Origin of the sequence: Piscinibacter sp., from assembly GCF_050175855.1 — a bacterium.
GTDB lineage: Bacteria > Pseudomonadota > Gammaproteobacteria > Burkholderiales > Burkholderiaceae_C > Piscinibacter.
In genome coordinates this window covers 1-12,016 of the sequence record NZ_JBFXIO010000119.1, presented here as the reverse complement: position 1 = coordinate 12,016, position 12,016 = coordinate 1, and the positions used below count along the sequence as shown (strand labels likewise).

The window sequence follows — 12,016 nt, the reverse complement described above, 5'->3', positions numbered from 1 at the left end:
GCCGCGCAGGCCATCCGCGACGGCGACAGCGAGATCGTCATCGCCGGTGGCCAGGAGAACATGAGCCTGGCGCCCCACGTGCTGCCCAACTCGCGCAACGGCGCGCGCATGGGCGACTGGAAGCTGGGGTAATCGTATCTTTCCAGCAAATTGACACGGTGGCCGCTGACCAGACCATCGCGGGCCCGGGGTGGCCACCGGGCAGATAGGGTTTCGTGCCGCGCCCGACCCAGGTAGATTGGCGGTTTCGACTGCCCGAAGGGTGTCACCGTGTCCTTCGGCAATCGCTTCATCGGCGCCGAGAACCTACCCACGAGGCTGTCGGAGTTCGACGTCCAGCAATCGTTTTGCCTGAGCGCGGACGACATCACCGCGATCGCCGAGCGGTTCCGGCACGATCGCCGGGTTGCGGCGGCCATCCAGATGCTCTTCCTGCGGGCCAGCGGTCGCCCGATGGACCGGTTCGCTTCCGTGCCCAAGACGCTGCTGCGTGCCGTTTGCGAGGCGTTTCAGACCTCGGCCGTGAGCATCGCCAGCCTTCGCACACTTTACGCCCGCCGCCAGACGCTGTACGAACACCAGGCATGGGCTCGCACCTACCTCGACCTGCAGGACCTGGACGCAGCCGGTGTCGATCAACTTCAAACGGTTCTGGCGATTTCCGCGCTCGAAGCCGCCCATCCCGACGACCTGGCCGAGACCGCCCGCGTGTGGCTGTATGAACGGCGTATCGTCATCCCCGGTCCGCGCCGAGTGGCAGAGTTGGCGCGCGAGGCCTTCGACGCCACCGAGGCGTCCATGGCAGCCACGATCGAGGCCGGCATCGGCAAGGTCGCGATCCTCAAGGCCATCGACTGGTGCTATGCGCCACAACCGGGGATCGCCGGCAGCCGGCTTGAGTGGCTGAAGACGCCGCCCAAGCGCCACTCTCCGAGCACGATGGCCGAGACGCTGGAAAAGGTCCGCGCGTTGAAGGAACTGGGCGTGCACCGCTGGCCGTTGGAAGGCGTGGCGCTGAGCAAGCAGCAGGCCTACGCCGCTCACGTCCAGATGCGGCGCCCGTCAATGACCGCGCGCATCGAGCGGCAGCGCCAGAGCGTGGAGATCACCTGCTTTCTGCGCGTGACACTGCTGGAGCTGACCGACACGGCGCTGTTGCAGGCGTCACGCCGCAGCCAGGACCTGTTCCGCCGCGCCGCCGAGAGGGTCGAGAAGGGACGCTCGCGCAGCAGCGGCGTGAGGCTTCAGCAGGCCCTCAAAGCCAAGTCGGTGCTCCACGACGAGTCCAAACCCTGGCGCGATCGGGTGCTCGAAGCCCGCGCCTTGCTGGACGACATCGGCGAAGCTGGCGCCAGCACCTTTGCATCTCAGGTCCGTAGGGCACTGGCCGAAGACAACCGGCGCGTTCATGCCCACCTGGCAGGACTTCGCGACATCGAGTTTGCAGGCGCGGCAGGCGACCCCGGCCACGACCAATGGCAAGCCTGGCAGCGTCTGCAGGCGCACTGCGCCAAGGAGATCCCGCAGGACTTCGAACTGCCGCCAGTCGGCGCGGCATGGAACACGATCGTCAGCGACTTGGATCCGCAGTCCCGGTTCCGGGCATTCGAGGCCTGCACGATGATGGCGCTGCGCAAGAGCTTGCGCCGTGGTAGCGCCTGGGTGAACCACTCGATCAGTTTTCGCGCCCGCGAGTCGATGCTGCTGGCGGACACCGACTGGACCCGCTCGAAAGAACTGCACCACCAAATTCTCGGCCTGCCCGCCCAGGCCATGACGTTTCTGGAGCCGATCCTGGCGGGCGTCTCCGTCGGCCTGACGGCACTGGCCGAGGCCGTCGGCCGCGGCCAGATCGAGATCGGCGCCGACAAGCTCCTGCATCTGCCACCGCTCCGCCCGTTGGACGAGGAAGTGGAGCCGCGCAAGACTCGGGAGGCGATCTTCAAGCACATCGGTACTGTCCAGTTGCCAGACCTGCTGCTGGAGGTCGACGCCGCCACGCACTTCAGCGAGGCGCTGCTGGCCCGCCGTCCGTCGTCGAGCAACGAGTTGCTGGCCATCTACGGCGCGCTCCTGGCCCACGGCACCGACCTCGACGCCAAGGGCGTGGGCTCGATGATCCCCGGCATCGACGCGGCACACATCTCCACGGCGATGCGGGCCGTCGAGCTGAGTGGCAGGCTGCGCCGGGCCAACGAACGGGTGTCGGAGTACCAGAACGCGCTGCCGATCGCGGCGCTGTGGGGCGACGGTACCAAGGGCTCGGCCGACATGATGGCCATGGACGCCAGCCGCCACCTGTGGACAGCCCGGGTGGACCCGCGCCGGCGCACCTATGCCGCGGGGCTGTACACGCACGTTCGCGACCGCTGGGGCTTGTTCTACGACCAGCCCATCGTGCTGAACGAGCGCCAGGCAGGTGTGGCCGTCGAAGGCGTTGAGCAGCACAACCGTGCCGAAGACCGGATTCGCATTTCCCTGCTGGCGGTCGATACCCACGGCGTCACGAACGTGGCAATGACCATCGCCAAGCTCTTGGGTTTCGACCTGTGCCCACGGCTGCGCGACCTGCGCGAGCGAAAGCTGTTCGTTCCCCGGGGCTGGCCAGTGCCCGAAAGCCTCGACGGTGTCACCGTGCGCCGGGTGTCGATCAAGGCGATCGAGGGCGGGTGGGACGACCTGGTGCGCCTGGCGGCCTCGATTCGGGCGGGCAAGGTGTCTGCCGCGCATGCCATCCACCGGCTGGGGTCAGCAGCGGTCGGCGACCCGCTGCACCGCGCTGCAGAACACCTTGGGCGCCTGCTGCGAACGCTGTTTCTGTGCGACTACCTGGCCATCCCAGACTATCGGCGCGAGATACACACCCTGCTCAACCGGGGCGAGTCGGTGCATCAGCTGCAGCGTGCCATTCATGGCGGCCAGGTGGCCCCTGAGCGTGGCCGCCGGCGGCAGGAGATGGCGGCCATCTCGGGCGCGCACGCGCTGTTGACGAACATCGTGCTGGCGTGGAACACGAATCGCATGGACACCGTGGTGGCGCGGCTCAACCGCGATGGCGTGGGCATCGAGGAGGACTGGCTGCGGCGGATTGGCCCGGCGCACTTCTCGCACATCAACTTCCGGGGCACGTTCCGGTTCAACGTCGAGCGGTACGCGGACGTGCTGGTTGAGCGCACCGCGGGGGTTGGCGCGGCCAAGCCTGGCCGGTGAGACCCGCGGCCACGTCCCGAAGGCCGCTGTGTCCGCGATGCCAGGTTCAGCCGACCTTTAGGGGTCACAGGTGACGGTCAGCTTGCGGCCTGGACCCCAGCCAGCTGCCCAGACGGCGACGCAGCAGCGCGAAATCCACCGGCTTGGTCCAGTAATCGTCGAACCCGGCGTCTCTGGCGCGCTGCACCTGGTCAGGCATGGCATCTGCGCTGAGCGCCACCACCTTCAGGCTGGCCGTGGACGCCTCACTGCGCAGCTGCCGCAGCAGATCCATCCCCGAACCGTCGGGCAGGTGCATGTCCAGCAGCACCAGATCGGGCTGCAGCGAACGCGCGGCGGCCAGGCCCTCGGCCAGATCCACCGCCAGGTGCAGGCGCAGCGGTGGCGTGCGCGCCACGAACTCGCGCATCAGCAGGCCATTGACGGGGTCGTCTTCCACGTACAGCAGCAAGGCCGGTGGCAGCTCCGGTGCGGCTGTCGAGCCGCCAGACTCCGGACCTACCAACGCCCCGAACAGGCTGTCGGTCGAGGCCTGGGCGGACGCTGCCCTGTCGGCTGCTTCAACCATCGGCAACTCGACGGCAAATGTCGAGCCGTGCCCGGGACTGGAATCCAGGGTCAGCTGCCCGCGCATGGCGCGAACGAGTTGACGGCTGATCACAAGGCCCAGACCCGTGCCCGCTGTGGCACCGCTTGCTTCAGCGCCGCGCTCGAAAGGCTTGAACAGGCGTGTCTGCTGTTCGACGGTGATCCCCGGGCCGTTGTCGCAGACCTCCAATCGAAGCGTCCCACCCTTCAGGATCCGCAACCGCAGCGTCACCCGTCCGCCCTCAGGCGTGTACTTGCAGGCATTGCCCAGCAGGTTGATCAGGACCTGTCGCAATGCGCGCTTGTCGGCGCGCACCCACAGGTTCGTCTCGCCGTCCACAGGCGCCCCGTCCTCATCCAGGCAGGCCAGCGACTGGCCTCGCAGCAGGGCCTGCGGTCGAACCATCTCCACCACCTGCCGGGCCACCTCAGCAGCATCGACACTCTGCAAGTCGACTGCAAAGTGCCGCGCTTCGACGCTCGCGGCGTCAAGCACGTCATTGACCAGTGCAAGCAGGTGGCTTGCCGCTCGATGCACCTGATGGATCCACCGTCCCCAGGTGTCCGGCGAAGGGTAGGTGACCGTGGCTGATGCCGTGCCCGAGACGGAGACGGGCCGCCTAGCCTCGTCGTTCAGCGCTGCCTGCATCAGCTGCGTGAAGCCCAGAATCGCGTTGAGCGGTGTGCGCAGCTCGTGGCTGATGCGAGACAAGGCATCGGTACGGGCGCGCGCTTCGCGCTGGGCGTGATCACGCTCGCGCTGCAGCCGCTCGCGGTCTTGGCGTTCGAGCACCTGCGGTGTCACGTCGGTGGCCAAGCCATGCCACAGCACGCTGCCGTCATCGTCGCGCTGCGGTGACGAGTGGGCAGAGATGTGCCGTTCCCGGCCGCCGGCAAGACACACCCTGAACGTGGCCTGCCAGGGTGTCAGATCGGTCAGCGACGCCTCGATGCTGCGCTGGATGCGGGGGAGATCGGCCGGGTGGATGCGGTCGAACACCGGCTGGGCATCGGCGAAGGCCAGCGCTGGCGTTACCTCGAACAACGTCTGCAGACCGTCCGTGGTGAACGGGAAACTGGCCCGCTCTTGGGCGTCTACCCGGAACTGGTACAACATCCCTGGCACCTGGGCCACCAAGCTGCGCAGTCGCTGCGCCTCGGCATCGCGCGCGCGTTCGGTCAGCACCTGATCGGTGATGTCGCGCGCGGTGCCGCGAAGCCCACCTTGCCGTTGTCCCGTGGGGTGGACTGGCACGCCGGACAGCGAGATCCAACGATGGCCACTGGACGACGCCACCACGATAGTGGCCCGACTGAAAGCCCGGCCAAGCTTGAACAATTCGCGCAGTGACATGGGCGGTGACAGCGGCTGGCCCCGAGCATCCAGCAACGGACCATCGGGCAGTGGCTGTCCCAGTTGCGCGGACATGCTGCGCCCCATCGCCACTTCGTAGCCGGCGGACAACCACGCTACACACCCCGCCGCGTCGGTTTCCCACAACCAGTCGCCTGACGCGGCGCCGAAGTCGGCCAGTCGCTCGCGTTGCAGCGAGAGCCGGGATCGATTAAGACGCTCGGTCAGCAGGCTTCCGGCTGCCTCCGCCAGAGCCCGGATCATGTCGCGTTGGGACGCGTTCAGCGACTGGGGCTCGGTGTGGATGAGGCACAGCGTGCCCAGGCGAACGCCGTGCACCAGCAGCGCGTTCCCGGCATAGGCCCGGATGCCAGGTGCGCCGACGACCAGCGGGTTGTCGGCAAAGCGAGGATCGGCCTGCGCGTCGGGGACCTCGAAGAGCACATCGCCGTGCACCAGCGCGTGGGCACAGAACGCCTGCTCGCGCGGCGTCTCACAAACCGTCAATCCGTCGTGGGACTTGAACCATTGCCGCCGCGCATCGATCAGGCTGATCAGCGCGATCGGCCAGCCGGTGGCCAGGCGCGCAGCGCGCGTCAGGGCATCGAATCCGGCTTCGGGCGGGGTGTCCAGCACCTCCAGCTCGGCCAGCAACTGCAGGCGTTGCGCCTCGTCGGACGGGGGCGGCGCAAACATCATCGGGCCGACTCCCGGGACGGCGGGTTCTGACCTGCGGGTGCACCGGCCGGCAGCACCAAGGTGAACTCCGATCCCACGCCGCGCTCGCTGACCACCTCGATGTCGCCGCCCATCAGCCGCGCCAGCCGAAGGCACAAGGTCAGGCCGATCCCGCTGCCGGGTTGCATGCCCCGCTCACGGCCCAAACGTTCGAAGGGCTCGAACGCGCGCTGGATCTGGCCTGCGTCCAGACCCTGACCGGCATCACGAACCCAGATGCGTACCGTCTCACCGTCCTGGGTCGCACCCAGACCAACCTCCTTGTCGCTGTACTTCAGCGCGTTGGTCAGCAGGTTCAACAGGATCTGACGCGTGCGGGTCGGATCGGCCCAGAGCTTCAGGCTCATCGGCATCTGGATGCGGACGCGGTCACCTGAGCCTTCATGCTGCTGCAGCCATGCGCGACATTCGACGAGGACGGTCGCCACATCGAGCGACACGGGCTGCCAGCGCAGCCGGCCGGCATCTGCGCTGGCCAGATCGCTGAGGTCGTCCAACAAGGCGGTCATCATCTCGGCGGCGTTCTGGATGTGCACGGCGGCGGTGGCGGGACCCGGACCCGTCCCGGGCGTGCCGAGGCGAAGCAACTGCGCAAAGCCCCTCACGGCGTTGAGCGGGTTTCGCAATTCATGCGCCAGCGTGGCCAGCAGCTCGGAGCGGGTGCGGGCCACCAGTTCGGCGTCGGCCAGGGCGCGCGTTTGCGCGCGGGTCGTGACCTCACCCGTGATGTCCCGGTGGGTGCCGACCAGGGCCACGGCGTTGCCCTGGGCGTCGAGTTCGGGAACGCGGTCCGATTCGATCCACAGCGTGCGTCCGTCGGGGCAGCAGATGCGAAACTGCGCGGGCACCGTTCTTTGCGCTGAACGGAAAAGCTCTGTCGCCAACTGTTGCAGCCGTGGGCGGTCTTCGGGGTGCACCAGTTGCAGCCAGGACGCGAAGTCCAGGCGGGAGGCATTGCGTGGCAAGGCGTAGAGCCTGCGCATGGGCTTGTCGAACTCGAACTCCTGCGTTGCCAGGTCGAATCTGAAAGTGCCTGCGCGCAGCGCCTTCAAGGCCAGCGCTTGCTGTGCGGTCAGGCGACGCAGCGCGATTTCGCGCTCGCGCTGGGCGGTAACGTCGATGAGCACGCCGATGATCTCGGCGGCCACGCCGCCCGTGCGCTGAACGCCCAGGCGCCGTGTCAGCAGGTGCCGAACGGCGCCATCCTGATCGTGAACGCGATACTCCAGCTCGATGACATCGCGCTCGTACCTGGCGCGTTCACGGGCCGACAGGACGGCGGGACGGTCTTCGGACAGCACCCTCGCGAGGATCTCGTCCGCGCGGCTGCGATCCTGCTCGTCGACGGAAAACGGGTGCTGCCCTGACGGCAACCACTCGACGGCTCCGCTGCCGAGGTCATGGCGCCAGAAGACCAGCTGGGCCGCTGGCGCGGCGAGCTCCAGGGCCTGCAGGAGCCGCGCCCGCTCCGCGCTCACTGTGTGCTCGGACGTGGTGTCGAGCAGGACCCCTGAGACCAAGGAACCGCTGCGTCGCCAGAGTGAGCGCACCTGACGTTCCCCGGCAGGGCTGGTCAAGGTGTAAGCCACGTCACCCCGCGTGGCGCCGGCTGCCAGCTCGGCCCGGTAGCGCAGCAGCACTTGCCGGTCGGAGCCTGTCAGCCGCTGTTCGGCCTCGTCCAGCGTGAGAACAGGCTCGTCGTTCCCGACGCCCCAGATGCGACGGCAAACCGTGTCCCAGTGACCGCGGCCGCTTGACATGTCGCGCTGCCAGAAGCCGATCAGGCCGAGATCCTGCAGCAAGCCCATGCCCGTGCCCCGCAGGTCAGCGGCATGCTCGCCCACACCCGTGTCCGAGAGCATGCACACGAAATGGGTCAACCCAGCCTGTTCGTTGCGCACCGGTACCAAGTCCAGGCGCCCGCAAGGCGACGCTCCTCGTGGCGTGCGGCTGAACACTTCCAAACCCGTGCAGGGCAGGCCCTCGGCGACGGCAGCCTGCGCACGTTGCGCGACCGTCGCGTCGTTGCCTGGCACCAGGAACGAGGCCCAAGGTGTCAAACCGCGGAGTTCGCTTGGCGCCCAGCCGGTGTCGTGCACGAACTTGTCATTGACCCAGGCCACCCGCCCGACAGCATCGGTCACGGCCACCGCGAACCCGTTCAGACCAGCCAGCCAGAGCAGGGATTCGGGGAGTCGTTGCATGGGCTGATCCGCATTGGTTGCTGGCGAGAACCGGTTTTCCGCAACGGTGGGCGCTGTGTTTCGTCTATTCTGCACCCACGATATGCTTCCTCGACAGGGACGCAAACTCCTCGCGAGGGCAGCACCTCTGGATGCCGCAACCGCTACCGTTCGTCCTGAAGACCAGCTGAATTGGGGTGTCGGACGCGGCTTCCTCGAACGTTCGCTCGCCCGGCGAGGGCCCAGACTTCCCGATTTGGAATCGGGCGGGAGACCCGCGCATGGATCCTGAAGCGAACTTTTTTTCGGCGGTTGCAGCGTCGCCGCCGCTCGAGGCTGCGCAGCAATGTTGATCGCCCGGACCTTGTCGGCACTGCGCCGCCTGTTGGGGCGTTGGATGCCTTCGCGCCAACAGCGCCCGTACAGTTTTCCGGAGTTCGAGGCAAGTGCCCGCATGCCAGGGCTGCTGCGCGCGTCGATGATCGCCATCGCCCTGGCGGTGTGTTCAGCCGCTGCGCTCGATTTCATGGCCATAGAGGTCGTGGAGGGTGCTCGACGCCATGACCAGGAGGTATTGAATCTCGCGGGTCGACAGCGCATGTTGTCGCAGCGCGCTGCGCAGCTCGCTGCGCGCTTGAGCCTCGGTGATGACGCCGGATCGCTGAGTGTGCAGCTGCATGAGGCCGCGCAGCAGTTCAGGCGTGATCGCGAACGCCTGCTGGCGATCCCCCGGTTTGCCGAAATGGCCGATCAAGCGCCCTCGATCGAGCCGCTGTTGCTGGCGATGCACGCAGCCAGCCGCGAAGCCGCCCGAGGCACTTCAGGCACCAGCACGGGTCTCGCTGCAGCCCAGGCCGTTGCCCAGTCCGCCGACCAGTTCCTGCCTCCGATGGAGGCCATGATGACAAAGCTGCAGCTGGCGACCGAGCAGGCCATCAGGGACACGGAGGGCGCGCACAGCCGCTACATGACCGCTTTGGCGGTGTTCGTGTCGATGGTCGCGCTGGGTGCGGGGGAGTGGTTGTCGCGCAAGATGACACGCCAGCAGGCGCGTCTACGAGAGCAGACGCAGGAACTCGAACGCCTGGCGCTGGTGGCGGAGCGTACGGACAGCGCGGTGATCATCGCCGATGCCGAAGGGCGCATGACCTGGGCCAATGACGCGTTCACGCGCATCAGCGGCTACAGCCTCTATGAGGCCCAGGGCAAGAAGCCAGGCTCGCTGCTTCAGTTCGAAGGCACGGACCCCGTCGCCCGGGCGCAGTTGCGCGCCGCGATTGCGCAACATCAGCCCATCCAAGTCCAGATCCTGAACCGTGCCAAGCAAGGGCGCCTGTACTGGTTGCACCTGGACATTCAGCCCTTGAAGGATGACAACGGTCTGTGCAATGGCTTCGTTGCCGTGGAAACAGACATCACCGCCGAAGTGATTGCGCGCGAGCAACTGGAAACGCTCCTGCGGGCTCTTCCCGCCGGTGTGGTGCAGCAGGAAGCCAGCGGCAAGATCACACACGCCAACCCGGAAGCCTGCCGGATCCTGGGTTTGACACTGGACCAGATGCTCGGGCGTGCATCGGTGGATCCGCAATGGCACACCGTCCGCGAGGACGGCACCCCTTTTCCAGGCCATGAACACCCGGCCATGCAAGCCTTGAGCAGCGGTCAGGCCGTTCGTGGTGTGTCTATGGGCGTGTCTCTGCCCAGTGGTGAACGTCGTTGGCTCCGGATCAATGCCGAGCCGGTACGCCATCCCGATGGAAGCGTGGCCAGCGTGGTGTCGAGCTTTGTCGACATCACCGAAGCCAGCTCACAGCGGCGGCTCCTGGCCTTGACGGTGGATGCGGCAGGACTGGGAACCTGGGACTGGAACGTGAACGCTGGTGAGGTCGTCTTCAATGACCGCTGGTGGCGCATGCTGGGCCATGAACCGGGGGCGCTGCCTTCTGCGCTGTCCAGCTGGGAGGCGCTCATGCATCAGGAGGATCTGCCGAAGGCCAGGCGAGCACTGCAACGCCACTTCGACGATCCTGCCGAGCCCTACCGATGTGAGTTCCGCATGCGGCACGCCACCGGCAGCTGGGTGTGGATCATGGCCGCAGGTGCCGCCATCGAGCGGCGCCCTGGCGGCCCGCCGCAGCGCGTGGCCGGCGTCCACCTCGATATCACGCAGCGCAAGGAGCTGGAGCAACGACTGGCGGATGCCGCGCTGACCGATGCGCTGACCGGCCTTCCCAACCGCGCGGCCTTGCATGCGCGCCTGGCGCAGTGCGCGGCGCGGGCGCGACGCAGCAGCGACTACCGTTATGCGGTGCTCTTCATGGACTTCGACCGGTTCAAGCAGGTCAACGACAGTCTGGGCCATGAGGCCGGTGACGAGCTGCTGCGACAGATTGGCCAACGGCTGCGGACGACGCTGCGCCCGGGTGACGACCTGGCGCGCTTGGACAGTGACGAACATACAGCCGCCCGCCTGGGTGGCGACGAGTTCGTCGCCCTGCTGGAGCCGCTTCGGCGACCGGAGGACGCCGCGGCCGTGGCGCAGCGCCTGTTGGATGCTCTAGCTGCGCCTTACAGGCTGGACGGCCACGATGTGTGCAGCACGGTGAGCATCGGCATCGTCACCAGTGACCGCGAGGACACCGATCCGGAGACGATGCTGCGCGACGCCGACACAGCGATGTACGAGGCCAAGCGCCGCGGCAGAGCGCGCTATGTCGTCTTCAGCGCGGACATGCAGGAGCGCGTGCGACACGCGCTGGACCTGCAAGCCGACCTGCGCCGCGCGTTGCGTACGCCTGGGGAAGTGTTCGTGGTGTATCAACCCATCGTGGAACTGACCACCGGGGCGGTCTGCGGTGTTGAAGCACTGGCCCGCTGGAACCATCCAACACGGGGCCCGGTACCGCCCGTGGAGTTCATACCGTTGGCTGAAGAGAACGGCTTGATCGCCGAGTTGGGCGAACTGGTGCTTCAAACCGCCTGTCGCGACGCCGCCGACTGGTCCCGAACCCTGGGTTCCCGCGCGCCTGCCACCGTGTCGGTGAACCTGAGCCGTGCACAGATCCGCAAGGGCGGGCTGCCCGCGACGGTGGCCGCTGCGCTGGCGAACACCAGCCTGCCGCCCGGCGTCTTGCGCCTCGAAATCACGGAGTCGCTGGCCATGCAGGACACGCAGATGGTGGCCACACTGCATGAGCTGCGCAGCCAGGGCGTGAGTCTTGCCTTGGACGACTTCGGTACCGGATACTCGTCGCTGGCTTCGCTGGACCAACTGCCGCTGGATGTCGTGAAGATCGACCGCAGCTTCGTTCAGCGCATGGTCGGGGACCGGTATCAGACCGCCTTGATCGAAGCGACGCTGATGGTGGCCGCGTCCCTGGGGCTGGATGTGGTCGCAGAGGGCGTAGAGACCGAGGAGCAAGCCGATCTTCTGCGTCGCGCTGGCTGCAGGTACGCCCAGGGCTGGCTGTATGGCAAACCGATGTTTGCCGGTGAACTCGCACGCAGCATAGGTCCATGCGCCTAGGGAGGGTCTGCAAAACCCCACTTCGCCCGAATCGATGGTCAGTTGAATCAAGGACTTACGAGTGATCGACAGACAGAGAACGAGGTTTTGCAGACCCTCCCTAGCCTTTTGGGGGTGGCTGGCAGCTACGATGTACGCCAGGGCTACGGCGATTTCCCCTTCGTACTGACCAACCGGGCCGAGCCGGAGGCTGGTAAAACTTCCCTTCAAAAACTGCATCTGGGCAATGCTATGCCGATAACTAACCTTAGCGGCATAGCACCGCCAGCGGCGTAAACTTCCCTGGGTGAAAACGGGCCTGTCTGTAACCGCAACGCCGGTGTCGCTGCCTGACGCGGCTGCGCTGGCAGCGCTGCGGGGCTGGCACGAGGGTTTGTCGTCGAAGGAGGCAGTGACGCGGTACCTCAGTGGAGCCCA

Annotated in this window: 4 protein-coding genes and 1 pseudogene; 3 read left to right on the top strand and 2 right to left on the bottom strand. The window is 66.9% G+C overall.

The window, feature by feature from the left end; all coding sequences use genetic code 11:
* Nucleotides 1–126, top strand: a pseudogene (locus AB7U92_RS11160) (acetyl-CoA C-acetyltransferase); the annotation flags it as partial.
* 144 nt (nucleotides 127–270) lie between these two features.
* The gene (locus tag AB7U92_RS11155; protein WP_428576327.1) at nucleotides 271–3,210 is read left to right on the top strand and encodes a Tn3 family transposase; all 2,940 of its coding nucleotides are present in this window, start codon (nucleotides 271–273) and stop codon (nucleotides 3,208–3,210) included.
* A gap of 64 nt (nucleotides 3,211–3,274) precedes the next feature.
* Here AB7U92_RS11155 and AB7U92_RS11150 read toward each other — a convergent pair whose 3' ends face one another.
* Both AB7U92_RS11150 and AB7U92_RS11145 read right to left on the bottom strand, forming a co-directional pair.
* Nucleotides 3,275–5,851 (bottom strand): hybrid sensor histidine kinase/response regulator, encoded by a 2,577-nt coding sequence (locus AB7U92_RS11150; RefSeq protein ID WP_428576324.1) that lies wholly within the window; start codon nucleotides 5,849–5,851, stop codon nucleotides 3,275–3,277.
* On the bottom strand, nucleotides 5,848–8,094 hold the full coding sequence (locus tag AB7U92_RS11145; protein WP_428576321.1) for an ATP-binding protein: 2,247 nt from the start codon (nucleotides 8,092–8,094) through the stop codon (nucleotides 5,848–5,850). Before AB7U92_RS11145 ends, AB7U92_RS11150 begins: the two co-directional genes overlap by 4 nt.
* A 325-nt stretch (nucleotides 8,095–8,419) precedes the next feature.
* On the opposite strand from AB7U92_RS11145, the gene AB7U92_RS11140 reads away from it, so the two are divergent.
* Nucleotides 8,420–11,599: an EAL domain-containing protein gene (locus tag AB7U92_RS11140; protein WP_428576318.1), complete on the top strand. Its 3,180-nt coding sequence runs from the start codon at nucleotides 8,420–8,422 to the stop codon at nucleotides 11,597–11,599.
* Nucleotides 11,600–12,016 lie beyond the last annotated feature (417 nt).